The organism is Ruegeria lacuscaerulensis (genome assembly GCF_013034685.1).
Lineage (GTDB): Bacteria > Pseudomonadota > Alphaproteobacteria > Rhodobacterales > Rhodobacteraceae > Ruegeria > Ruegeria lacuscaerulensis_B.
In genome coordinates, this window is sequence record NZ_WQGO01000001.1 from 52,716 (window position 1) to 75,131 (window position 22,416).

General features: G+C 59.5%; 23 protein-coding genes and 1 tRNA gene. 13 read left to right on the top strand and 11 right to left on the bottom strand.

Annotation, left to right across the window (positions count from 1 at the left end; genetic code table 11):
• The first annotated feature begins 34 nt into the window (after positions 1-34).
• Both GOV80_RS00290 and GOV80_RS00295 read left to right on the top strand, forming a co-directional pair.
• Positions 35-1,147: a Ppx/GppA phosphatase family protein gene (locus tag GOV80_RS00290; protein WP_170769806.1), complete on the top strand. Its 1,113-nt coding sequence runs from the start codon at positions 35-37 to the stop codon at positions 1,145-1,147.
• Positions 1,147-1,869 (top strand): RlmE family RNA methyltransferase, encoded by a 723-nt coding sequence (locus tag GOV80_RS00295; protein WP_170769807.1) that lies wholly within the window; start codon positions 1,147-1,149, stop codon positions 1,867-1,869. The genes GOV80_RS00290 and GOV80_RS00295 overlap by 1 nt, the downstream gene beginning before the upstream one ends.
• On the opposite strand, the gene GOV80_RS00300 is transcribed toward GOV80_RS00295, so the two are convergent.
• Positions 1,866-2,054: a hypothetical protein gene (locus tag GOV80_RS00300; protein ID WP_170769808.1), complete on the bottom strand. Its 189-nt coding sequence runs from the start codon at positions 2,052-2,054 to the stop codon at positions 1,866-1,868. The two genes, GOV80_RS00295 and GOV80_RS00300, sit on opposite strands and share 4 nt — an antisense overlap.
• A 109-nt stretch (positions 2,055-2,163) precedes the next feature.
• Positions 2,164-3,018: a YihY/virulence factor BrkB family protein gene (locus GOV80_RS00305; RefSeq protein ID WP_170782430.1), complete on the bottom strand. Its 855-nt coding sequence runs from the start codon at positions 3,016-3,018 to the stop codon at positions 2,164-2,166.
• A 149-nt stretch (positions 3,019-3,167) separates the two neighbouring features.
• On the opposite strand from GOV80_RS00305, the gene GOV80_RS00310 reads away from it, so the two are divergent.
• The 3 genes from GOV80_RS00310 to cls all read left to right on the top strand — a co-directional run bounded on the left by GOV80_RS00310 (position 3,168) and on the right by cls (position 6,862).
• On the top strand, positions 3,168-4,262 hold the full coding sequence (locus tag GOV80_RS00310; protein WP_237215588.1) for an AI-2E family transporter: 1,095 nt from the start codon (positions 3,168-3,170) through the stop codon (positions 4,260-4,262).
• 3 nt (positions 4,263-4,265) lie between these two features.
• Positions 4,266-5,372 carry an acetoin utilization protein AcuC gene (locus tag GOV80_RS00315; RefSeq protein ID WP_170782431.1) on the top strand — a complete coding sequence of 369 codons (1,107 nt, stop codon included), beginning with the start codon at positions 4,266-4,268 and terminating at the stop codon, positions 5,370-5,372.
• 77 nt (positions 5,373-5,449) lie between these two features.
• Positions 5,450-6,862 (top strand): cardiolipin synthase, encoded by a 1,413-nt coding sequence (gene cls / locus GOV80_RS00320; protein ID WP_170782432.1) that lies wholly within the window; start codon positions 5,450-5,452, stop codon positions 6,860-6,862.
• Here the strand turns inward: cls and GOV80_RS00325 are convergent.
• A complete protein-coding gene (locus GOV80_RS00325) occupies positions 6,859-7,293 on the bottom strand; it encodes an ion channel (RefSeq protein ID WP_170769812.1) in 435 nt (144 codons plus the stop codon). The two genes, cls and GOV80_RS00325, sit on opposite strands and share 4 nt — an antisense overlap.
• Before the next feature lie 163 nt (positions 7,294-7,456).
• Here GOV80_RS00325 and GOV80_RS00330 point away from each other — a divergent pair, with 163 nt between their 5' ends.
• The 3 genes from GOV80_RS00330 to GOV80_RS00340 are packed head-to-tail and all read left to right on the top strand — an operon-like array spanning position 7,457 to position 11,545.
• Positions 7,457-8,104: an ABC transporter ATP-binding protein gene (locus GOV80_RS00330; protein ID WP_170782433.1), complete on the top strand. Its 648-nt coding sequence runs from the start codon at positions 7,457-7,459 to the stop codon at positions 8,102-8,104.
• Positions 8,101-10,515 (top strand): FtsX-like permease family protein, encoded by a 2,415-nt coding sequence (locus GOV80_RS00335; protein WP_170782434.1) that lies wholly within the window; start codon positions 8,101-8,103, stop codon positions 10,513-10,515. Before GOV80_RS00330 ends, GOV80_RS00335 begins: the two co-directional genes overlap by 4 nt.
• On the top strand, positions 10,505-11,545 hold the full coding sequence (locus GOV80_RS00340) for a lipocalin-like domain-containing protein (RefSeq protein ID WP_170782435.1): 1,041 nt from the start codon (positions 10,505-10,507) through the stop codon (positions 11,543-11,545). Before GOV80_RS00335 ends, GOV80_RS00340 begins: the two co-directional genes overlap by 11 nt.
• On the opposite strand, the gene GOV80_RS00345 is transcribed toward GOV80_RS00340, so the two are convergent.
• The 3 genes from GOV80_RS00345 to GOV80_RS00355 all read right to left on the bottom strand — a co-directional run bounded on the left by GOV80_RS00345 (position 11,546) and on the right by GOV80_RS00355 (position 15,664).
• Entirely contained in the window at positions 11,546-11,977 is a 432-nt protein-coding gene (locus tag GOV80_RS00345) for a universal stress protein (RefSeq protein WP_170775899.1), read from the bottom strand.
• A complete protein-coding gene (locus tag GOV80_RS00350; protein ID WP_170782436.1) occupies positions 11,974-14,592 on the bottom strand; it encodes a TRAP transporter permease in 2,619 nt (872 codons plus the stop codon). The genes GOV80_RS00345 and GOV80_RS00350 overlap by 4 nt, the downstream gene beginning before the upstream one ends.
• 106 nt (positions 14,593-14,698) lie before the next feature.
• Positions 14,699-15,664 (bottom strand): TAXI family TRAP transporter solute-binding subunit, encoded by a 966-nt coding sequence (locus tag GOV80_RS00355; protein ID WP_170782437.1) that lies wholly within the window; start codon positions 15,662-15,664, stop codon positions 14,699-14,701.
• A 385-nt stretch (positions 15,665-16,049) separates the two neighbouring features.
• Here GOV80_RS00355 and GOV80_RS00360 point away from each other — a divergent pair, with 385 nt between their 5' ends.
• Complete coding sequence (locus GOV80_RS00360) at positions 16,050-17,504, top strand: BCCT family transporter (RefSeq protein WP_237215616.1); 1,455 nt, start codon at positions 16,050-16,052, stop codon at positions 17,502-17,504.
• A 127-nt stretch (positions 17,505-17,631) separates the two neighbouring features.
• On the opposite strand, the gene GOV80_RS00365 is transcribed toward GOV80_RS00360, so the two are convergent.
• A tRNA-Leu gene (locus tag GOV80_RS00365) sits at positions 17,632-17,717 on the bottom strand.
• A 143-nt stretch (positions 17,718-17,860) separates the two neighbouring features.
• On the opposite strand from GOV80_RS00365, the gene GOV80_RS00370 reads away from it, so the two are divergent.
• Both GOV80_RS00370 and GOV80_RS00375 read left to right on the top strand, forming a co-directional pair.
• Complete coding sequence (locus tag GOV80_RS00370; RefSeq protein WP_170774174.1) at positions 17,861-18,439, top strand: YqaA family protein; 579 nt, start codon at positions 17,861-17,863, stop codon at positions 18,437-18,439.
• Positions 18,436-18,921, top strand: coding sequence for a disulfide bond formation protein B (locus GOV80_RS00375; RefSeq protein WP_170782439.1), 486 nt, complete (start codon positions 18,436-18,438; stop codon positions 18,919-18,921). The genes GOV80_RS00370 and GOV80_RS00375 overlap by 4 nt, the downstream gene beginning before the upstream one ends.
• Here GOV80_RS00375 and GOV80_RS00380 read toward each other — a convergent pair.
• Complete coding sequence (locus tag GOV80_RS00380) at positions 18,891-19,478, bottom strand: HNH endonuclease (protein WP_170774178.1); 588 nt, start codon at positions 19,476-19,478, stop codon at positions 18,891-18,893. The genes GOV80_RS00375 and GOV80_RS00380 overlap by 31 nt on opposite strands.
• Before the next feature lie 209 nt (positions 19,479-19,687).
• Between GOV80_RS00380 and GOV80_RS00385 the strand changes: the two genes are divergently transcribed.
• Positions 19,688-20,293 (top strand): pseudouridine synthase, encoded by a 606-nt coding sequence (locus GOV80_RS00385; RefSeq protein WP_170782440.1) that lies wholly within the window; start codon positions 19,688-19,690, stop codon positions 20,291-20,293.
• 31 nt (positions 20,294-20,324) lie between these two features.
• Positions 20,325-20,750, top strand: coding sequence for a VOC family protein (locus tag GOV80_RS00390; RefSeq protein ID WP_170782441.1), 426 nt, complete (start codon positions 20,325-20,327; stop codon positions 20,748-20,750).
• Between the two features lie 2 nt (positions 20,751-20,752).
• Here GOV80_RS00390 and GOV80_RS00395 read toward each other — a convergent pair whose 3' ends face one another.
• The 3 genes from GOV80_RS00395 to GOV80_RS00405 are packed head-to-tail and all read right to left on the bottom strand — an operon-like array spanning position 20,753 to position 22,395.
• A complete protein-coding gene (locus GOV80_RS00395; RefSeq protein ID WP_170782442.1) occupies positions 20,753-21,055 on the bottom strand; it encodes a putative quinol monooxygenase in 303 nt (100 codons plus the stop codon).
• Positions 21,056-21,100: 45 nt separating this feature from the next.
• Positions 21,101-21,766, bottom strand: coding sequence for an alpha/beta hydrolase (locus GOV80_RS00400; RefSeq protein WP_170782443.1), 666 nt, complete (start codon positions 21,764-21,766; stop codon positions 21,101-21,103).
• The gene (locus GOV80_RS00405) at positions 21,763-22,395 is read right to left on the bottom strand and encodes a DNA-3-methyladenine glycosylase family protein (RefSeq protein ID WP_170782444.1); all 633 of its coding nucleotides are present in this window, start codon (positions 22,393-22,395) and stop codon (positions 21,763-21,765) included. The genes GOV80_RS00400 and GOV80_RS00405 overlap by 4 nt, the downstream gene beginning before the upstream one ends.
• Positions 22,396-22,416 lie beyond the last annotated feature (21 nt).

Here is a 22,416-nt window from a genome sequence, read left to right on the forward strand (position 1 = left end):
GTCGGGGTAACTCGAAAATCGGAGGGCGTTGAAGATGGCGCCCAAGCGTCCCAAAGGTGCGGGCGCGTTCCCGAAGGCGGTCGAAAGCCCCGCGCCGGCAAGGCCCGATCCCGATGCGCTGTATGCGGCGCTGGATCTGGGTACAAATAGTTGTCGCATGTTGATTGCCCAGCCCAAGGGCAGCGGCTTTCATGTGGTCGACAGTTTCTCGAAATCCGTGCAGTTGGGCGCGGGGCTCGAAAGGACCGGACGGCTGTCTCGGTCTTCGATGGCGCGCACCATTCAGGCATTGCGCATCTGCCAGCAGAAGCTGAAACGCAATAAAGTCAAACGGATGCGCCTTGTCGCGACCGAGGCCTGCCGCCGCGCCAAGAACGCGCGTGATTTCATTCGTCAGGTAAAGCGCGAAACCGGCCTGACGCTTGAGATCATCCAGCCCGAGGAAGAAGCACGCCTGGCCGTGATCTCATGCGCGCCTCTCGTGTCGACCAAGACCGAGCAGTTGCTGGTGGTCGATATCGGCGGCGGCTCGACCGAATTGGTGTGGATCGATATCTCATCCATTGCCCGCCGTGACCGGCCTGCTGCGATTATGCGGTTGCACCATGGGTTTCACCCGGTCGAAAGCCCGTTCCCTGCAGCCAAGGTGGTGGATTGGATCAGCGTTCCGCTGGGTGTTGCAACACTGCGCGATCAGTTCAACGATGTAGAGGATGACTCGGCCCGCTTTGCGCTGATGAGCTGGTTCTTTGAGGAAAACCTTGCCGATTTTGCGCCTTACAAGGACGAACAGGCCCGCGAAGGGTTCCAGATCGTTGGCACCAGCGGGACGGTGACAACCGTTGCTGCCTCGCATCTGGGGTTGAAGCGCTATGACCGGACCAAGGTAGACGGTTTGCGCATGACCAGCGATCAGATTGACAAAGTGATACGAGGGTATCTAGAACTCGGCCCTCAGGGACGGCGCCGGGACCCGCGCATTGGCGACGACCGGCAGGCCCTGATCATGTCCGGCTCGGCCATTTTGCAGGCCCTCTTGCGCTGCTGGCCCACCGACCGCCTTTCCGTGGCGGACCGGGGGCTGCGCGAAGGACTGCTTTATGCGCAGATGAGCGCGGACGGCGTATTGGAAGACGGACCGTTCTGATGGCGAAGACACCGACTGGAAAAAGCAACTCGGGCCGCGGGCAACGCGACCTGAAGGTTAAGGTCAAGACGGCGCGTGGGCGCAAACTCAGCTCGACCCGCTGGCTGGAACGGCAATTGAACGACCCCTATGTCAAACGCGCACAGGCCGAGGGATACCGGGGGCGTGCAGCATTCAAGATATTGGAACTGGACGATAAATTCCGCTTTCTGGTTCCCGGCGCGCGCGTCGTGGATCTGGGCTGTGCGCCCGGAGGCTGGTTGCAGGTCGCCGTCAAACGGGTGAACGCGCTGGGCGAAAAAAGCGGCAAGCGGATCGGGACAGTGCTGGGTGTGGACTTGCAAGAGGTCGAGCCTGTGGCGGGCGCGACCGCGCATGTGCTGGACTTCATGGAAGACGATGCCGACGAGAAGGTTAAAGAGTGGTTGGGCGGCAAGGCTGATGTGGTGATGTCGGACATGGCCGCTGCCTCATCCGGGCACAAGCAAACCGACCATTTGCGCATCATGGCACTGTGTGAAACCGCCGCTTACTTCGCCTTTGATGTGCTGGAAGAAGGCGGCACATTTGTCGCGAAGGTTCTGGCCGGAGGGGCCGAGGGCGATTTGCAAAAGCTGCTTAAGCAGAAATTCACCAAGGTGGCCAACGTGAAACCGCCTGCCTCGCGGTCCGACAGTTCGGAAAAATTCGTTGTAGCGACGGGGTTTCGCGGCGAGACTTAATCTTCCATCGACAGGAAGTCACCCGCCAGAACCTGCTGGCGCAACGATGCGGTAGCAATCCCTTGCATCAAAAGCGCGTCCCCATGGTTGAGGTATTCCGGCTTGCGGGTCCGCAAATCCTCGATCCGCTGCGCCAGCGACAGCGGGCGTTGCAGTTGCGACGTGTGAACCGGTTTATCTGACATTGGGCACCTTTTAACACAGACAGGTTTTGACCTTGTCCGTACCGATACACGCAGAATTTGCCGGGAAAATGACCCAAACAAGGCAGCACAGCGCCGGGATATGGTGAAGCTAGTCTGCCGCCTCGCCCAGATCCATCAACGCCCCGTTGAACTCGGCCCCCAAAATCAGCATAGCCGCGCAGAGATACAGGAAAATAAGTGCCGCCATCACTCCGGCCAACCCCGCATAGGTCGCGTTGTACGAGGCGAACTGCCCGATATAGATCGAGAAGCCCCACCCTCCCGCCGCCCAGAGCGCAAGCGTCAACGCCACGCCGGGCAGGATTTGCGTCAGCTTGTGGCGCCGCGTCGGCAGCAGAAGATGGGCCAGCATCACAAGCCCCGCTGGGACCGCCACTGTAAAGGTCCAGCGCAACCGATCCACGGACAGCCAATTGGACACGTTCACATCCGTTTTTTCGGACACAAGCCTTGTATATACGGGCAAGACAACCTCGACTGCAGCAATCGCAAGAACGGTCGCTCCTCCGGCAATCACCAGTCCAAGACAGTAAAGGCGGGTTTTCCAAAACGGCCAACTGTCTTGATCATGATAAGCCTGATTCATCGCCGCCCGCACTGCCATCACCCCGTTCGAGGCGAAAAACACTGCCAACAGCCCCCCCAGCGTTATTACGCTGGAGTTCGAAGCCTGCAAAACTGCTCTCAGCTCGGCCACGATCGGATCGGCGACATCTTTGGGCCAGGCGCCGAAAATCAGCTCGATCAACTCATTGGTGACATAGTCTTGCGACAGTGTCCCCGCCAAGGCGACTGTGAACAGGACGAAGGGAAACAGGGCCAGCATCAGGGACATGGCAACATGGCTGCTCATGACCATTCCGTTTTTGGCACTGAACCGGCCAAAGGCCAGCCATAGCGCCTGAAGGGGTCGTTTTGCGGAAGGAATCATATTGGCGCTCATGTCCAAGTCTTAACGCGGCGCGCCGGATCACAGAACCGTCAAAACCCGGTTCAACGCAAATTAATACTCCCAAACGCTTGCGCGCATTGCATAATCCTGCTCGGCTGTGCAGGATCAGGGCAGTAAATCGGCTTCTCAAGACAGCTAGAATGGCAACAGACAAAACGATGCCTTTGGATCAGGACCCACATGTGACACGACCGCGACTGCGCCTGTCGGTCGTGCGTGACACCGCGATAGTCGCCACGCTGGTGGTACTGGGCCTTTATGCTGGGTCCGCCTTTCTGATCCCGCTTACCATGGCCTTGCTGATCAACGTTCTGATCATCGCGGTCAGCGATCGTGTCATCTCCATCACGCGCGTGCCGGTCTGGGTGGCCAACATCGCCGGTGTTATCGTTGTTTTGGCCGGTTTGTTCATGATCATGTATATTCTGGGCAGTCAGGCGACACAGTTTGCCCGCTCGATCAACACCTACGAAGATCAGTTCGACAGCGCAGTGAACCGGATCGCGGGGCTGGTGGGCAATGACGTTACAAGCTTTATCCGTGACAATCTGATCAGCATCGACATGTCCTATGTCGCGCGCGTAATGCTGGGCAGCGCTACCTCGTTGCTGAATCAGTTCTTTCTGATCAGCCTCTATGTTGCGTTCCTGATGGCCGAGCGGTTGGCGTTTCGCAAGAAAATACAACTGGTTGCGGGGAACCCTCAAACCGGAGCAGACTTCGCGGCGGTGCTGGATGCCATTTCGTTTAGTCTGCAACGGTATGTGGGGGTAAAGACCTTTATCAGCCTGGTCACGGCCGGGATCAGCTATTCGATCTTCCGCGTTCTCGGGCTGGAATATGCCGAGACCTGGGCCGTCCTGACCTTCGCGCTGAATTTCATCCCCTCGATCGGCTCGATCATTGCGGTCATTTTCCCGGCCATGATCGCGCTGGTTCAATTTGAAAGCATCGGTCCGTTTTTGATCATCGTGCTGGGGTGCGGCACCATCCAATTCCTGATCGGCAATTTCGTAGACCCGGCCATGCTGGGGCGATCGCTGAACATGTCGACCTTCCTTGTCATTCTGGCACTGACCTTCTGGACCACGGTCTGGGGCATGATTGGCGCGTTCCTCAGCGTGCCGCTGACCGTCTGCATTCTGATCGTGTTCAGCCATATCCCTGCGCTCAGGCCGATTGCGATCATGATGTCGCTGGATGGAAGCTTGGGCGAAGACCCGCGTGCAGGGTGAACCATGCAGCCTGTGTTCATCGGGTCCGAGATCTATCGGAACTCTACCTACGGCACACAGCATCCGCTGGCGATTCCGCGTGTGTCGACGGTCATCGACCTGTGTCGCGCGCAAGGCTGGCTGAACCAGCAGAACTACCGTGTCAGTCCTTGCGCAAAACCCTCTGCCCTGCACGCATTTCATACGCCGGACTACATCACCGCGCTGCAACAGGCCGAGGCCGAGCAGGCCGTCTCGAATGACACCCGCAGCCGATACGGGCTGGGAACTTTGTCAAACCCTGTTTTTGCCGAGATGTACCGCCGTCCCGCCACCGCCGCCGGAGGGTCGATGCTGGGTGCCGAACTGCTGCGTGAGGGCGGCATCGTTTTCAGCCCCGCAGGCGGCACGCATCATGGGCTTGCGGACCGCGCCAACGGGTTTTGCTATCTGAACGATCCTGTTCTGGCGATACTGACCTTGTTGAAATCCGGGCTGGATCGAGTCGTCTACGTGGATATTGACGCCCATCACTGCGACGGGGTTGAAAGCGCATTTGCAGGGTCGGCCAAAATCCGCATGATCTCGGTCCACGAAACGCGCCGTTGGCCCTTTACCGGCGCTTTGACGGACACGGCGGGCGGTGCAGCGTTCAATCTGCCCGTCGAACGCGGGCTGAATGATGATGAGTTCTATACGATCCTCGACCAGTTGATCCTGCCCGCCACAATGTCGTTCCGACCTCAGGCCATTGTGCTGCAATGCGGGGCCGATGCAGTGGCCGAGGACCCTCTGTCGCGCCTGACCCTGTCCAACAACGCCCATTGGCGCACCGTGGCAGCCCTGCGCGACTTGGCGCCACGCCTGCTGGTGTTGGGTGGCGGCGGATACAACCCGTGGTCAGTCGCCCGACTTTGGACAGGTGTTTGGGCGGTGCTGAACGGGACCGAGATCCCGGACCGGCTGAACAACACCTCGCAAAGCACTTTGCGCGGCCTGCGCTGGAACAGGGCTGCGGGCAAGCGGCCACCTCTGCATTGGTTTGAAACGCTGCGCGACCGCCCGAATTCAGGCGAGGTTCGGGACACCTTGCGGGCCGACCTCGCGCAATTGGCGGCTCGGTTGCTTTAATCTCAGCACGCGTATAGCCCCGGATCGCAAACGGGTCTACACTGGGGCAAATAACTGGAACGAGGGCCGATAACCCCGTGTGGACATTGCTTGTTTCTGCGCTTGTCTTTGCGCTTTATGTGCTGGCGGCAGTCTTTGCGATCCGCGCCGCGCAGACCGCGCGCACGCCGCAAGGGGCCGTAGGCTGGGTGGTATTCCTGATCTCGGCCCCGGTGTTTGGCGTCCCGCTCTATCTGTTTCTGGGCCACCACAGGTTTCGCGGTTATCGCATCGCGCGCAAGCACAGCGAAAGTGTGGTCGAAGGGATCAAGACATTCGCCGATTTCTCACGACCCGATCCGGCCACGATGCGGATCAACCCGCGCCCGTTCGAGGCACTTGCCCACCTGCCCGTCTCGCGCGGGAACGGGGCCGCGTTGCTGGTCGACGGGCAAGCCACGTTCGACGCCATATTCGAGGCGATTGATGCGGCGCAGAACTACATCCTGATACAGTTCTACATCGTGCGCGATGACGCGCTGGGCCAAAGGTTGCAGTCCAAACTGATCGAAGCGGCCCAGCGTGGCGTGAGCGTGCGCTTCATGACTGACGCTGTCGGCAGCTATGGCCTGCCCACGGCCTATCTGGACACGCTGCGCGAAGCCGGGGTCGAGATTGCCAACCCGCGTGATCGGCGCGGACCTCAACACCGCTTTCAGCTCAACTACCGCAACCACCGCAAGACGGTGATCATCGACGGCGAAACCGGGTTTATCGGCGGGCACAATGTAGGCGTCGAATATCTGGGGCAAGACAACTATTTCGGGCACTGGCGCGATACGCATATCAAGATGAGCGGTCATATCGTCCGGCAGTTGCAATTGATCTTTACCGAAGATTGGCACTGGGCCCATGAAGAAGACCTGATCGACGATCTGGACTGGGCAGGCTCGGAGTCTGATCAGGACATGAACGCGCTTTTGGTTGCAACTGGTCCCGGTGACGAAACAGAAACCGGTTCAATGATGTTCTTTGCCGCCATTACCGAGGCGAAAGAGCGTTTGTGGATCGCATCGCCCTATTTCGTGCCCGATATCGACATAATGACCGCCCTTCAGCACGCTGCCCTGCGCGGGGTAGACGTGCGCATTCTGGTACCCGAAGTGATGGATCACCGCCTGCCCTGGCTGGCAGCCTTTGCCTATTTCGACGAGGTGCGCGACTGTGGCGCGCGGGTCTTCCGCTATACCAACGGGTTCATGCACCAAAAAGCTTTTGTCGTGGATGACACGTTGGCCGCCATCGGTACCACGAATCTAGACAACCGATCCTTCCGCCTGAATTTCGAGGCCATGGCGCTCTTTTTTGACAGCCGCGCCGCCAATGCGGTGGCCCAAATGCTGGAGGCGGATTTCGAACAAAGCTACGAGCTGGACCGCGACCTGTCCGAACAACGCCTTTATATCCGCTTCGGCTCCCCTCTGGCGCGGCTCTTTGCGCCGATCCTTTAAGAGATCAACTCTTCCTGAAAAACACGGGTCATCAAGGCGACCATGAAGGCTGTGGACAACCCGAACGCCAACAGGCCCGTCACCGAGGCGAAGGCGCCGAAAATCCTCAGCCCCTCACCCAAGACAATATCGCCATAGCCAAGTGTCGTGAATGTCACCAATGAGAAATAGAGCGCCTCATTCCATTCCGGCAGTGTTTCCCCCAGCACCCACACAACGGCCCATAGCCAGACCTGAAACGTATGAATCAGAACGATAAACGCCAGCGCGGTACATAAAGGTGCTGCGATGGTAAAGAACCGTTTGCTCTGCTCCAACCGCAGAGAAAGCACTCGGATCACCTGCGTACACCAAGTCAGCAGCACGATCTCGATCAGGAAGCAAATCCCCAGATAAAGACTGCCCCAGACAATTTGCTCTGGTAATGTCATGCTCGCCCGTCTCATTGTGACCACTTGACCTCACCATGACGTGTTCAACAGGGCTGAACAACCCCACCTGCCCGGCTGCGACGAAAGGGTGCGAAATCAACTCTGGTCTGGACACTAATGCCGAAGGGTCCACATTGTGACGGACATCGTTAGAGGCTTGGAAATGCTGCTGAAGATCGACGACGTTCGGAAATCCTATCCGGGTGGTCGCCCCGTTTTGCAAGGGGTGACGCTGAACCTTGATCGCGGGCAAACTCTGGCGCTGACGGGCGAAAGCGGCAGCGGCAAGAGCACGCTTTTGAACCTTGTGGGCGCGCTTGATGGGTTCGACGGGGGCGAGATCACACTGGACGGGACCGCTCTGTCCGGTTTGGACGATCCCGGTCGGGCGGCCTTGCGCCGTGAAAGCATGGCATTGGTGTTTCAGCAGTTCAACCTGATCCCCTCACTGACCGTCGCGCAGAACCTTGCTTTTCATGCGCGGCTTGCGAACCGGCTGGACGCTGAATGGGTCGATCATCTAGCCACGCGACTCGGGCTGTCGGAACTGCTGGCCCGTTACCCCGAAACTTTGTCAGGTGGCCAGCAGCAACGCGTCGCCATCGGTCGCGCCATGGCAACACGACCCAAGCTGCTGCTTGCGGATGAGCCGACGGGAAATTTGGACGAAACCGCCAGCGCCACGGTGCTGGACCTGATGCTGTCCCTGATCGCGGAAACCAAGGCGGCGCTGCTGCTTGTCACGCATTCACAGGACATTGCCGGGCGACTGGATCATCACGCGCATCTGTCTGGTGGGCGGGTGGCATGACGCGTGTCGTCCTGCTGGCTCTGCTGTCCCATTGGCGGGCGCATCGGTTGCAACTTGCCACTTTGCTGATCGGCATCGCTCTGGCCACAGGCCTGTGGTCTGCGGTTCAGGCCATCAATGCCGAGGCGCGGGCCAGCTATCAGCGCGCCAATGACCAACTGCTGCTGGGCCGCTTCGACACGCTGCGTAACCCCTCGGGGACGATCCCGATTGAGCAATATGCAACGCTCAGACGCGCAGGGTGGCAGGTGGCCGCTGTGCTCGAAGGTTCGGTTCGTATCGGAGAGAACAGGTTCCGGTTGCTTGGTGTTGATATGGTCGCTTACCCGGCCCTGCCCGCTGTTACTCAGGTCGAAGAAGGGACTGCCCCGCCCGACCCTGCCGATATGCTGACCGCGCCGGGGCGTTTGCTGACAACGCCTGCAGTGGCCGACCGGTTGCAAAACCAGCCGTCTCTGCCGCCGGTCCTGATCAGCGACGCCCTGCCGCCCGGTCTGATCCTGACTGATATAGGCGTGGCGGAGACCCTGCTGGACCGTCAAGGCCAGATCAGCCACCTGGTCGTATTGCCACAACAACCGAAGGGCCTGCCCGCTCTGCCAGAGATCACCCCCGATCTCGACCGTATCCCCGCCGCGGACCAATTGGACACCGCGCAATTGACCGACAGCTTTCATCTGAACCTGTCCGCCTTCGGGCTTTTGTCCTTTGCAGTGGGCCTGTTCATCGTGCATGGCACGGTTGGGCTGGCCTTCGCCCAACGGCGCGCGATGATCCGCACCTTGCGCGCCCTTGGCGTGTCGATGCGGCGGCTGGTCTGGACCATTCTGGCCGAGTTGACCCTACTGGCCCTGATCGGCGGCGTGTTGGGTCTGCTGCTCGGGTTCTTTATCGCTGGTGCCTTGTTGCCTGATGTGGCCGCCACGCTGCGCGGTCTATACGGCGCGCCAGTCAGCGGGCAGATCAGCCTGCAACCACAATGGGCTTTGGCCGGACTTGCCATGGCGCTGGGTGGTACCTTGCTGGCCAGTGGTCACGCCCTGTATCGACTAGCCCACCTGCCGCTGCTGTCCGGGGCAGGCGTTCAAGCCTGGCGCAGCGCTGCCTCGGGCCGACGGGTGATCGCGATGGCCGGAGTAGCCGCGATTGCTCTGGGTATCGGCGCGCAATTGGCGATCGGAGGCTTGATCGCTGGGTTCATCCTGGTCGCGGGCCTTCTGACCGGCTCGGCCCTACTGCTTCCGTTCCTTCTGTCCATCCTGTTACGCGGCTTCGGGGCTCGGGCGAACGGCCCCGTCGCGCAATGGGTCTGGTCAGATATGCGCGCGCAACTACCGGGTCTTTCGCTGGCATTGATGGCCCTGCTGCTGGCACTGGCCGCCAATATCGGGGTCAGCACCATGGTATCGAGCTTCCGCCTGACCTTTACCGGCTGGCTCGATCAGCGTTTGGCCTCGGAACTCTACCTGACCGCCGCAGACGATGCGCAGGGCCAAGAGATCACACAGTGGCTTGCCCCTCAGGTTGATATGATCCTGCCCATTCGTAACACCGAAATAGCGCATGAAAGCGGTCCACTGTTCCTATACGGCGTTCTGGACCATCCGACTTATCGCGAGAACTGGCCGCTGATCGCCACGTCCGACGGCGCGTGGGACCAAGTGATGCAGGGGCGCGCAGTATTGATCAACGAGCAACTCGCCCGCCGTCAAAACCTCTGGCCCGGCGATGAGTTGGCGCTGACATCGGCGACCACCTTGCCCATCGCCGCCGTCTATTCCGACTATGGCAACCCAACCGGGCAGGCCATTGTCGCAATGCCGCTGTTGGACATGATCGCACCGGGGGTCGAGACACGGCAATTCGGCATTCGCATACCGCCCGAGCGTGCCTCGGCTCTGGCGCAGGAGTTGCGAGACCGGTTCGATCTGCCGTCGGGCGCCGTGGTTCAGCAAGCGGCGATCAAGGCGCAATCGCTGGCAGTGTTCGACAAGACATTTGTCGTAACCTCGGCTCTGAATGTCCTGACGCTGGGTGTGGCCGGGTTTGCCATATTGACCAGCCTGCTGACCTTGTGGACCCAGCGCCTGCCCCAGATCGCGCCGGTCTGGGCGCTGGGGCTAACCCGGAATCGGCTGGCGTGGCTCGAGGTGCTGCGCAGTATCCTGTTGGCAGCACTGACAGCAGTGCTGGCGCTGCCACTTGGGCTTGCACTTGCATGGGCCCTGCTGGCCGTCATCAATGTCGAGGCTTTTGGCTGGCGCTTGCCGATGTATCTTTTCCCTGTGGATTGGGCCTATCTTCTGGCGCTGACCATTCTGGCGGCTTTTGTTGCGGGCGGCCTGCCTGCCTTGCGCCTGCTGCGCCTGCCACCTGCGGACTTACTGAGGGTATTTGCCAATGAACGTTAGGGCTTGGTTTTTGATCGCCGTTCTGCTTCTACCCAATTGGGCTCACGCGCAAGGCTATGCGGGCCTAGGCGGATCTGCCGAAGGCTTTGCGATCCCTCAACGCGGATATCAATTTCAATTCCCGGCTGACCACGGCCCTCACCCCGACTACCGGATCGAGTGGTGGTACCTGACGGCCAATCTGCAAGGCGAGGACGGGCGCGATTATGGTATCCAGTGGACATTGTTCCGATCTGCATTGAAGCCCTTTCAAACAGATGGCTGGCAAAACCCACAGCTTTGGCTGGGCCACGCTGCCGTCACCACGCCTGACAACCATTTTCTGGCCGAGCGTCTCTCGCGCGGCGGCATCGGTCAGGCCGGAGTGACGGCCTCGCCGTTCGAGGCATGGGTCGATGATTGGTATATGCGAGGGGATGATCTGAACAGCTTGCAGCTGCGTGCCAGCGGCGCAGAGTTCACGTATGACCTGAGCCTGACAGCCCAAGGCCCGTTGGTGTTTCACGGGGCGGACGGATATTCCGTGAAATCCGCCGAAGGACAGGCAAGCCACTACTACTCGCAGCCCTTCTACAGTGTTGAGGGAACATTGCACCTGCCGGAAGGCAATGTCGCCGTGCAGGGTCAGGGCTGGCTGGATCGAGAATGGTCCTCGCAACCTCTGGCCGCGGATCAGATCGGATGGGACTGGTTCTCGCTCAGTTTTGACGACGGAGACAAGCTGATGGCCTTCCGTCTTCGTGGGACGCAACAAGATTTCACGGCGGCCACATGGATTGGCGCAGATGGCACCACAACCCCGTTGCCGGACGGGTCAACCCGTTTCACCCCGCTGGACACAGCGCGGATCGCAGAGCGAGACATCCCCGTTCGCTGGCGCGTTGAATTGCCTGAACGCGGAGTGGATGTCGAAGTCACGGCCCTGACGCCCAAAGCATGGATGGCAACGCGATTTGAGTATTGGGAAGGCCCGATCATGGTATCAGGCAGTCACACAGGGCGCGGCTACCTTGAAATGACCGGCTATTGATCAGCGCACGACGTAGACTGAGACTTCTGAGTGTCTGACGACGCGTGCTGCGTTTGGGCCGAGGAGGTAGTCTTTGAGGTCGGGCCGGTGTGCGCCGATGACGATCAGGTCGCTGCCTGCTTCTTTGGCCGTGTGCAGGATTTTCTGATAGGCCGTGCCCGTGGCGACCACATGGCGTACCTGTGCGTTGCGCGCTTCGCCCAGGACCGATTGACCCAGCGCCTCGAGCGCTTCTTGCGCTTTGGCCACGGCTTGCTCGTGATGCTCGGGCTCGAAGAAGCTGCCGACAAAGGATTCCCCAAAATCGGGCAGCACCGTAACAACATCAAGCTGAGCATTGTCGAGCTCTGCCAGCCGCGCGGCCTGACGTAGGACCTCGGCATCGGTTTCGGGCTTCCCGGCATCTACGGCACAGAGGACGGATTTGATCATGATGTTACCTCTTGTTCGCTTGTGCGGGCTGCACGGCTGCGTTGCAGGAAGGCGATGAAGCCCAGCAAGATCAGCGCCGGGATGAAGATCAGCTCTTTGGGGGGCTGGTTCTGGGGGGCCTGCACGGTGGTGATGCGGACGGGCTCGTCGGCGTAGTAGTCGAAGTTCGACAGCTCGTCCGAGACCGGGGTGCCGAACAGAGGCTCATCCAGCTTGACCAGGCCGTCCTCCTCAAGCGGCAACAGGCCAAGGGCGTCGATGCGGGCCGCACCATCACCCTCGTCGCCGACCGTCAGGACCACGGTGGTTTCGGTCATGTTGCCGGTGTCAAAATCGGGGCCCGCGACCTCGATCCGCAGGGTGCTGCCCGGTGCGGCGTCGCCCACGGCTTGCTCCAGCTGTGCCGGGTCGATCTGCGCGAAGGGCGGCGCGATGCGGTTCATGAAGAAGTCCGGACGGAACAGCGCAAAGGCGATCAGGATCAGCGCCACGCTTTCGTAGATGCGGTTGCGGGTCAGGAACCAGCCCATGGTGCCGGCGGTGAAGATCAGGATCGCGATGGTCGCAGAGATGGCCACCAGAATGCCCTGCACCCAGCCCACATCAATCAGCAAGAGATCGGTGTTGAAGATGAACACGAACGGCAGCGCCACGGTGCGCAAGGAATAGAAGAAGGCGGTGAAGCCCGTCTTGATCGCGTCGCCTCCTGACACGGCAGCAGCGGCAAAGCTGGCCAGACCCACGGGCGGCGTCACATCGGCCATGATGCCGAAGTAGAACACAAACAGATGCACCGCGATCAGCGGCACGATCAGACCGTCCTGCGCGCCCAGTTCCACGACCACACCCGCCATCAGCGAGCTGACGACGATATAGTTCGCCGTGGTCGGCAGGCCCATGCCCAGAATAAGGCTGAGCAGGCCCACCAGCGCCAGCATGGCGATCAGGTTGCCGCCCGACAGGAACTCGACCAGATCGGCCATCACCTGCCCCACACCGGTCAGCGTCACGGTGCCCACAATCACGCCTGCGGTGGCGGTGGCCAGTGCGATGCCGATCATGTTGCGTGCGCCGTCGATCAGGCCGTTCCACAGGTCGGCCACGCCAGCCATGAAGGCATTGGCCGTGTTGTTCTCACCCCGGAAGATCGACTTCAGCGGCTTCTGCGTCAGCAGGATCACGAACAGCAGCGATGTGGCCCAGAAAGCCGACAGACCTGGCGATTTCTGCTCGATCATCAGGAAGTAGACCAGCACGATGATCGGCAGCAGGTAATGCAGACCGGCCTTGTAGATCTCGGCAATGACCGGCAGCTCGACCTCTTTGGCGTTGGGGTCATCGGGGACGAGATCCTCGACGCCCGAGGCCAGTTTCAACAAGATCATATAGGCCACAACAACCAGCGCCGACAGCACCAGACCCGAGGCACCGGGGATCAGCGCAATCACCGCCTTGATCGGGTATTGGATGCCATAGCACAGCCCGGCAAAGCCCACAAAGAACAGCGCCATGCCACCGATCGTGCGGCCCATCGACACCACGCGGTTGCCCAGCGTCGGCATGTTCCGCTTCACCGCCTCAAGGTGCACGATATAGACCAGTGCGATGTACGAGATCGCCGCCGGCAGGAAGGCATGCGTGATCACCTCGACATAGGAAATGCCCACATATTCCACCATCAAAAAGGCCGCTGCCCCCATCACCGGCGGCATGATCTGACCGTTCACCGAAGAGGCGACCTCGACCGAGCCCGCCTGTTCGCTGGAAAAGCCCACCCGCTTCATCAGCGGGATGGTGAAGGTGCCGGTAGTCACCACATTGGCAATCGAAGAACCCGAGATCAGCCCGGTCGCCGCAGACCCCACCACAGCCGCCTTGGCCGGGCCGCCGCGCAGGTGACCCAGCGCGCCAAAGGCCATCTTGATAAAGTAATTGCCCGCACCCGCCTTATCCAAAAGCGCACCGAACAGCACAAACAGGAAGACGAACTTGGTCGAGACACCCAAAGCGATGCCAAAGACCCCCTCGGACGTGATCCACATATGGCTCATGGCCTTTTTCAGGCTGGCGCCCTTCCACTGGATCACCTCGGGCACCCAGGAGGATGAGCCAAAGAACACATAGGCCAGGAAAATCGTGGCAATGATCGCCATCGCAGGGCCAAGCGCACGCCGCGCGGCCTCGAACAGCAACAGCAACCCAGCCAGAGCCACCCATTTGTCCACGTCATCGGCCAGCAGGCCATTGTTCACGACTTTTTCGTAGAAAATATAACCATAAAGCGCGATCACCGCACCCACCACGCCCATGATCCAATCCTGCACGGGGATGTAATTGCGCGGGCTGGATTTCAGCGCCGGATAGGCCGCAAAGGCCAGAAAGATCGCAAAGGCCAGATGGATCTGGCGCGAGTTGTTCACCACGCTGCCCGGCAGCAGCACATTCGACAAGGGCGAGGCCAGCACCACCTGAAAGACCGACCACAGCACCGCCACGATGGCCAGAAACAGCCCCACATTCCCCGCCGGATTGCGCGCGCCCGCGTCAGAGGACGCCACCAGATCCTGAAGCTCTTCCTCGGATAGCGGGCGGTTGGATTGTGTGTCGGAACTCATCTGGCGTCTCCCCGTCATATGGCCGTTTCGGCCTTATCGTCCACCCGGCTGCTCCGGGTGCAAAAGGGGCGCGCCCGTCACAGGCGCGCCCCACATCAGGTCCGGCTTACTGCAGCCAGCCTTTTTCCTTGTAGTACTTCTCGGCACCCGGATGCAGCGGCGCCGACAGACCGTCCGAGATCATCTCTTCGGGCTTCAGGTTCGCAAATGCAGGGTGCAGCTTTTTGAAATCGTCAAAGTTTTCAAAGACCGAGCTGACAACCGCATAGACCGCGTCATCGGATACATCCGCCGAGGTCACAAAGGTCGCGCCCACACCAAAGGTCGTGGTGTCGCCATCCGAGCCGCGATACATGCCACCGGGGATGGTCGCGGTGCGGTAGTAGGAATTGCCGTCGATCAGACCATCGATCGCCTCGCCGGTCACGTTCACCAGAACGGAATCACAGGCAGTGGTCGCCTCCTGGATCGAGCCCGACGGGTGACCCACGGTGTAGATCATCGCATCGATCTGGTTGTCGCACAGCGCCGCCGACTGCTCAGCCGCTTTCAGCTCCGAGGCCAGCTCGAAATCGTCCAGCGTCCAGCCCACGGCCTCAAGCACAACATCCATCGTGCCGCGCTGACCCGAACCCGGGTTGCCGATGTTCACGCGCTTGCCCTTGAGGTCTTCAAAGCTGGAAATCCCCGCATCCGCGCGCGCCACAACCGTGAACGGCTCAGGATGGACCGAGAACACCGCGCGCAGGTTCTCAAACGCGCCCGCATCTTCGAATTTCGAGGTGCCGTTGTAAGCATGGTACTGCCAGTCAGACTGCGCCACACCAAACTCCAGCTCACCCTCGCGGATGGTGTTGATGTTGTAAACCGACCCACCCGTCGATTCCACCGAACACCGAACCCCATGCTCCTTACGGCCCTTGTTAACCAAACGACAAATCGCGCCACCCGTCGGATAATAAACACCCGTTACACCACCCGTGCCAATCGTGATAAACTCCTCAGCATAAGCCGCAGGCGACAAAAATGCGGCAACGACAGAGCCAAGGGCCAGTTTTCTGCTGTGTTTCATTTGAATAACTCCCATGTTTTTATTGTGTTTGAGAGAATTTTCAGAGCGCCTTGGCCGGGCACATGCACAAGCTTTGCACCGTTCAACCTGGCAACAGGGTCAAACATCTGAATTTTCTACGTCTCCCAACTGCTTCGACGTTTCATTCAGAGACCCGGCTTGTCAACCCCCGCCCGCAGCGCAACGTCCCGGCACCGCATATCTGAGGGCCGATGACGAAAATTCCCCTCAGTAGAACGGTCGACCCCCTTTCGGCCGCTACGCAGCGCGACACAGTATGTCCAATGCTTTATTTCAAGCCGGGGATGGGATTAACTAAGCCTAACAGACCAGAAGGTGAAAAAACTTGGAAAACAACGGCCCAAGCCCGCTTTTGATTACTGCGTTGCTCCTCAGTGCCGCGATTGCCGGTTGGGGTCTCGCTGACCCTCAAGGGTTGGGCAGATTGGCTGAAACTGCGGTGGCCGCTCAGTTCAACAGCCGCGGCTGGTTCATCATGCTTGAGGTCAGCGGTCTTCTTTTCGTGGCTATTTTCCTTGCCCTGTCCCGCTTTGGCGATATCCGTCTGGGAAGCGACGCGACCGAGCCCGAGTTCTCGACACCCGCCTGGATCGCGATGCTGTTTGCGGCCGGAATGGGTGTTGGGCTGTTGTTTTACGGCGCAGCCGAACCTCTGACTCATTTCGAGGTTCTCAAACAGTACAATAACGATGCCGAAGCCGCCAGCTATGCGATGTTCGTGACCTACCTGAACTGGGGCTTTCACGCCTGGGCGATCTACGGAATTGTAGCGCTTGTCATTGCCTATTTCGCCTATCGTCGGGGTGGGTCAATGTTGCTAAGCGCACCCGTCGTCGAGGCGTTGGGCGATGTACGCTGGACTCGTGCGATGGGATGGATCTTTGACCTCCTGTCCATCGTCGCCATCGCGGTCGGCCTGGCCGGGTCAATGGCAATGGGTGTATTCCAGATACAAACCGGCGTGGCTGGCCTGATCGGAATAGATACGCCCGAGGTCCTGACCTACCCGGTGTTCATTGCGCTTTGTATCGCGTTCATCATCCCGCTACGAAAAGAGCTTGGAGATGGAATGGCGAAACTGTCGAACGCGGCGATGCTGATTGCCGTGGCCATGATGATTTATCTTTTGATTCTGGGCCCGACCTCATTTTTGATGAATGACATTGTCGCCGGATTTGGCCGCTACCTGTTCGAAGTTTTACCCGCTGGATTCTCGACGGCCGAATTTTTTGACGAAACCATCGTAAACTGGTTCCAAAGCTGGACACTGAACTACATGATCTGGTGGCTGGCGTGGTCGCCTTTTGTCGGCATCTTCATCGCCCGGATCTCGCGCGGGAGAACGATCCGAGAATTTCTTGTCGGCGTGATCATAGCACCCACCCTGTTTTCGATACTTTGGTTCGGTATTTTTGGCGGCCTTGGCTTCTATGACGCCCTGCGTCAGGACGGGGCGCTATCGGTTATCAACGCCCAGAATTTGGACGCAACCACGTTTGCCCTGCTGGAACGGTTCCCCTTGGATGCCATCACGCGGGCCGCGACCGTGTTGGCGGCGTTCCTGTTTGTCGTCACTAGTGTCGTCAGCGCCGGCTTCACTCTTGCCATGATCGGAACCGGCGGCGATCAGAATCCCTCGCCGCGTATTCGAACTGTCTGGGGCGCCATTCTCGGAGCGTTGGGGCTTGCGATGATTCTGGTCGGGGATATCGGACTTGTCCGCTCTATCATCGCGCTGTCGGCCATCGCATTTGTCTTCATCGTTCCAGTTCTGGTGATCTGCCTGTTCAAATCCCTATCGCAAGAGGCCCGTTCATGAGCCAAGCCCTGATCGATACCGTTCTGAACCTGAACGTCTTTGCCTATATGGGATTTCTGATCTGGCTCGTGCTTCGACCCAAGAAATGACCCCTGTTCGGGTAACGTATCAGAACAATTTGCGGAGGTGGTGCCCAAGGAGAGACTCGAACTCTCACGATGTTACCATCGGGGGATTTTGAATCCCCTGCGTCTACCATTCCGCCACTTGGGCAACGAACACTGGATTAGCGCCCATGGCCCAGAAGGTCCAGAGGCAAAAAACACCGCGCGAAAGGTTTGTTTCACCTGCAAGGTTGACGCCCCACACAGCGCATGATTTGGCTGGCGGGGAATGAAACAGGATTTGAGCGTCTGATGCTGCGATCTCTTTACGACTGGACCCTTCGTCTGGCCGAACATCCGCACGCGCTGTGGGCGCTTGCCTTTGTGGCGTTCATCGAAAGCTCGTTCTTTCCGATCCCCCCGGACGTGTTGATGATTCCCATGATCATCGCCCGCCCGTCTCGCGCGTGGCTGATTGCCAGTGTCGCCTTGGTCGCCTCGGTTCTGGGGGGAATGTTGGGCTATGCCATCGGGGCATTCTTTTACGAAAGTATCGGTGCACCGATCCTTGAATCCATGGGCAAGGGCCACGCGATGGAGGAGTTCAACACCCGCTTCAACGATTTCGGCTTCTGGGCCGTGCTGGCTGCAGGTGTGACCCCCTTCCCATACAAGGTGATCACCATCATGTCGGGTTGGACAGGGATGCCGCTGGGCACGTTCATTGCAACCTCGATCTTGGCCCGCGCGCTACGGTTTTTCCTGGTGGCGGGTCTGCTGTGGGGCTTTGGCGAGCCCATCCGAGGTTTCATCGAAAAGCGCCTTGGTCTTATGTTCACCCTGTTCATCATTTTGCTCTTTGGCGGCTTTCTGGTGGTGAAATACCTATGACACGACGTACTATGTTGATTTTCTGTGCGGCCGGCGGGTCGGCTGCGCTGTTGCTGGGGGCGTGGGGCTTTCAGTATCTAAGCGGTCTGGCACCGTGCAAAATGTGCATCTGGCAGCGTTACCCACATGGGGCCGCTGTCGTGATCGGCGCTTCGGCCTTGGCGCTGCCGCGCTCTGGAGTGCTGCCACTGCTTGGAGCGCTGGCCGCACTGGCCACCTCGGCCATTGGCGTCTTTCATGCGGGGGTCGAGCAAGGCTGGTGGGAAGGTCCGACAAGCTGCACGTCGGGCGATATCGGTGGGATGTCGACCAATGACTTGTTCGATCAGATCATGACCGCTCCGCTAGTGCGCTGCGACGATATCCCGTGGCAAATGCTGGGTTTGTCGATGGCTGGATGGAACGCCGTGATCTCGGCCGGGTTGGTGCTGATCTGGCTGGCGGCGTGGCGTCAGAACTCGTCCAGTTCCGCATCCCAGTAAAGGAAGTCGATCCAACTGTCATGCAGGTGATTGGGCGGGAATTTCCGCCCGATATTGCGCAACGCTTCGGCATCGGGCTGACGCGGAGGTTTACGCAAGCTCATCCCCGCCTGCCGCAAGGATTTCGACCCCTTTCGCAGGTTGCAAGGGCTGCACGCCGCCACAACATTCTGCCAACTGGTCACGCCACCTGCGGCGCGCGGCACCACATGGTCAAAGGTCAGATCACCCCGGCTGCCACAATACTGACAGCGGAATTCATCCCTCAGAAATAAATTAAAGCGCGTGAAGGCCACGCGCTTTCTGGGTTTTACGTAATCTTTCAGCACAACAACCGACGGTATTCGGATTTGGGTGCTGGGGCTTCGAACGACCTCGTCATATTCGGCCACGATATCCACCCGATCCAGCCAGGCCGCCTTGATCGCTTCTTGCCAGGGCCACAACGACAGAGGGTAGTAGGACAAGGGGCGATAATCGGCGTTCAAAACCAATGCCGGATGATGCCTCAGCGCACCGGGTTCCCTGACAAATTCGGTCCTGAAGTCTGCGTCCATATCAGAATCGCTCCTCGCTCTGCTCTGCCCGTTTGACATCAGAGCGGGGAACACCCGCCCCGGCCTTAACTTAACTATATATCGTGTTAAAACTCTGACAAGCCCCGAGTTTCCACAATATCTCGGGATTGGTTATTCCGAATCCGTAACAGTGACGTGACGGTTATCCACAGCTTGCGCCGCTGTCTCCTGCACGCTAAGGCGGGCCCATGGCCTGGTTCATCCGATTCAACAAACCTTTTGACGTGCTGCCGCAGTTCACCGACCGCGCCAATGAAGGCTCGCCGCGCAGTACCCTGTCGGATTTCATCGACCTACCCGGTGTCTACCCGGCCGGTCGGTTGGATCGGGACAGCGAAGGCTTGATGCTTTTGACAGACAATGGCCGTCTGCAGGCCCATATCTCGGATCCCAAACACAAAATGTCCAAAACCTATTGGGTTCAGGTCGAGGGGCGGCCCGACACCGCCGCCCTGAAGGTACTGCGCGACGGGGTAGAGTTGAAAGACGGCGTAACGCGCCCCGCCAAGGCTCGTCTGATGGACGAACCCGAAGGGCTATGGCCGCGCAACCCTCCAATCCGGGTACGTCAGACGGTGCCGGATTGCTGGATCGAATTGACCCTGCGCGAGGGAAAGAACCGACAGGTTCGTCGTATGACGGCGGCTGTGGGGCACCCAACCCTGCGCTTGATCCGCGCTTCAATCGACGACTGGACGCTGGACGGGTTGCAGCCTGGCCAATGGGACAGCCTGCCCGAACCGGCGTTCAACGTGGCCCCACAACGTAAACGCGACCGCCGCACGCGCCGGTGACAAAAACCGCGATTTGTGATAGGCTTACGCCATGAAGATCACACCAGATATCCCGGCCCCCAACGGTATTCTCGAGGCTGCGATCTATGTCGATGATCTAGACGCCGCTGAACGGTTCTATGGTGAGATTCTGGAGTTAGAGAAAATCCAGCGCATTGCCGACCGGCATGTATTCTATCGGGTCGGCGCTTCGGTTCTGCTGGTGTTCAACGCGGACGAGACCGAGAAACCGCCCCAGAACCCAGACTTGCCCGTGCCGCCGCACGGCACGCGTGGACCGGGCCATGTGTGCCTGTCCATGCCGCGCTCGCAGATCGAAGCGATGCGCAAACATCTGCTGGACTGGAACGTGCCAATTGATGCGGAGTTCGACTGGCCTAACGGCGCGCGTTCGATCTATGTGCGCGACCCAGCGGGTAATTCGGTGGAGTTCGCAGAACCCCACCTGTGGGGCTGACCCTAGCTCAGTGGCTGTTTCTCACCACCCACAATCCGGCACACGCTGTTCGAGATCACGCCAACCTCGGCCAGAGCGGCCCGAAACGCAGCCATATGCGTAGTGGCGAAATGCGCCTCTAGCGCGGCTTGGCTTTCCCATTCTTCGTAGACACGAAACAGGTTGGGATGCCCCAGAATCTGGCTGAATTCATAAACGATACAGCCCATTTCCTGCACCGTTTTCGACACCATTTCCTGCGCTGCTTTTGCAGCTTTTTCAACACCTTCTGGCGCGACCTCAACCACTCCTGTGACCACCAGCATTGCCAATCCTTTCTGGTTTAAACTCGTTCAGACCCAAATAGGGGTTCAAAGGCTCAGCTTATCGCGCATGAAGGCCAGTGCCACGCTCAGGCCATCGGGGGCGATCCCGTGGCCGGTGCCCTTCATGACATGGGCGTAGACCTCTTTGAAATCAGCGGCTTGCAGAGCTTCGGCGGCTTCGGGCAGAGACTGAGGCGGAACCACGTCATCAGCGTCACCATGCACCAGCAGGACCGGCATCCGACTGACGGTTTCATCGGGCAGAAGATCTGGCTCCAGCAACCGGCCCGAGAAGGCTACGATCCCGGCGACCGGATCCTCGCGACGCGGGGCGACATACAGGCTCATCATCGTGCCCTGTGAAAACCCGAACAGAACCACCTGTTCAGGTAAAACGTCCTCGTCGACCATCAGCGCGTCAAGGAAGGCGTTGAAATCTTCGATCGCCATCTCCATGCCACGGCGCGCCTCTTCTTCGGAGGAGCCATCGATCCACGGGATCGGGAACCATTGAAATCCGTTGGGCATACCGGGGATTTGCTCTGGCGCATCAGGCGAAACAAACAGCGTGTCCGGCAGGTGTTCACCAAGCGGATCGGCCAGACCCAGCAGGTCGGCCCCGTTAGCGCCATAGCCATGCACAAACACCACGACCGAGCGTGTGTCGCCCGAAACCGGCTCTTTTCGGAGCGCATTCAATACTCTAGTCATCTGATCCCTTCTCGTTCCTTGGCCACCCGGTAATAGGCCCACAGCACCCGCGCAGCAACCGAGCGCCAGGGCGACCACGCCTCGGCCATCTGTCGCAGTTCTTTGTCGGTCGGTCGCTTGGGCAAATCGTAGAGAATACGCGCGGCCTCTTGCAGCGCCAGATCGCCGGGTGCAATCACATCGGCTCGGCCCAGCGAGAACATGGCATAAATCTCGGCTGTCCAGACCCCGATGCCGGGAACCTCGGTTAAAATAGCGACAACATCCGCATCAGGAAGGTCGCGTAATGCCTTGTAATCAATACGCGCCTCGGCCAGCGCGCGAGCATAACGGATTTTCTGACGGCTCAACCCAACGCCGCGCAGGTCATCTTCCGTGGCCCACATGATCTTACGTGGACCGGTCAGTTTCGCCTCCTGCAAGCGTTTCCAAATCGCATTCGCCGAAGCTACGCTGACCTGCTGGCTGACAATGGCGCTGAGCAGCTGCGCAAACCCGTCAGGCCTACGGCGCAGAGGTAACGGACCCACCTGCTCCATCGCATAAGCCATGCGCGGGCACGCATCACACAGCCACTCGGCCCCTTCTCGCACGCAGTCATTGGTTTCGATGATACGTCCGACGGACATGCAGGCCCCAATCTGTTTGTT

Coding starts and splice junctions, on each gene's coding strand:
- GOV80_RS00370 (WP_170774174.1), top strand. CDS start 17,861: ATGCTGCGATCTCTTTACGACTGGACCCTTCGTCTGGCCGAACATCCG.
- GOV80_RS00340 (WP_170782435.1), top strand. CDS start 10,505: ATGAACGTTAGGGCTTGGTTTTTGATCGCCGTTCTGCTTCTACCCAAT.
- GOV80_RS00350 (WP_170782436.1), bottom strand. CDS start 14,592: ATGAGTTCCGACACACAATCCAACCGCCCGCTATCCGAGGAAGAGCTT.
- GOV80_RS00390 (WP_170782441.1), top strand. CDS start 20,325: ATGAAGATCACACCAGATATCCCGGCCCCCAACGGTATTCTCGAGGCT.
- GOV80_RS00310 (WP_237215588.1), top strand. CDS start 3,168: ATGGCAACAGACAAAACGATGCCTTTGGATCAGGACCCACATGTGACA.
- GOV80_RS00300 (WP_170769808.1), bottom strand. CDS start 2,054: ATGTCAGATAAACCGGTTCACACGTCGCAACTGCAACGCCCGCTGTCG.
- GOV80_RS00315 (WP_170782431.1), top strand. CDS start 4,266: ATGCAGCCTGTGTTCATCGGGTCCGAGATCTATCGGAACTCTACCTAC.
- GOV80_RS00345 (WP_170775899.1), bottom strand. CDS start 11,977: ATGATCAAATCCGTCCTCTGTGCCGTAGATGCCGGGAAGCCCGAAACC.
- GOV80_RS00375 (WP_170782439.1), top strand. CDS start 18,436: ATGACACGACGTACTATGTTGATTTTCTGTGCGGCCGGCGGGTCGGCT.
- GOV80_RS00330 (WP_170782433.1), top strand. CDS start 7,457: ATGCTGCTGAAGATCGACGACGTTCGGAAATCCTATCCGGGTGGTCGC.
- GOV80_RS00380 (WP_170774178.1), bottom strand. CDS start 19,478: ATGGACGCAGACTTCAGGACCGAATTTGTCAGGGAACCCGGTGCGCTG.
- GOV80_RS00355 (WP_170782437.1), bottom strand. CDS start 15,664: ATGAAACACAGCAGAAAACTGGCCCTTGGCTCTGTCGTTGCCGCATTT.
- GOV80_RS00335 (WP_170782434.1), top strand. CDS start 8,101: ATGACGCGTGTCGTCCTGCTGGCTCTGCTGTCCCATTGGCGGGCGCAT.
- GOV80_RS00395 (WP_170782442.1), bottom strand. CDS start 21,055: ATGCTGGTGGTCACAGGAGTGGTTGAGGTCGCGCCAGAAGGTGTTGAA.
- GOV80_RS00290 (WP_170769806.1), top strand. CDS start 35: ATGGCGCCCAAGCGTCCCAAAGGTGCGGGCGCGTTCCCGAAGGCGGTC.
- GOV80_RS00405 (WP_170782444.1), bottom strand. CDS start 22,395: ATGTCCGTCGGACGTATCATCGAAACCAATGACTGCGTGCGAGAAGGG.
- GOV80_RS00305 (WP_170782430.1), bottom strand. CDS start 3,018: ATGAGCGCCAATATGATTCCTTCCGCAAAACGACCCCTTCAGGCGCTA.
- GOV80_RS00385 (WP_170782440.1), top strand. CDS start 19,688: ATGGCCTGGTTCATCCGATTCAACAAACCTTTTGACGTGCTGCCGCAG.
- GOV80_RS00400 (WP_170782443.1), bottom strand. CDS start 21,766: ATGACTAGAGTATTGAATGCGCTCCGAAAAGAGCCGGTTTCGGGCGAC.
- GOV80_RS00295 (WP_170769807.1), top strand. CDS start 1,147: ATGGCGAAGACACCGACTGGAAAAAGCAACTCGGGCCGCGGGCAACGC.
- GOV80_RS00325 (WP_170769812.1), bottom strand. CDS start 7,293: ATGACATTACCAGAGCAAATTGTCTGGGGCAGTCTTTATCTGGGGATT.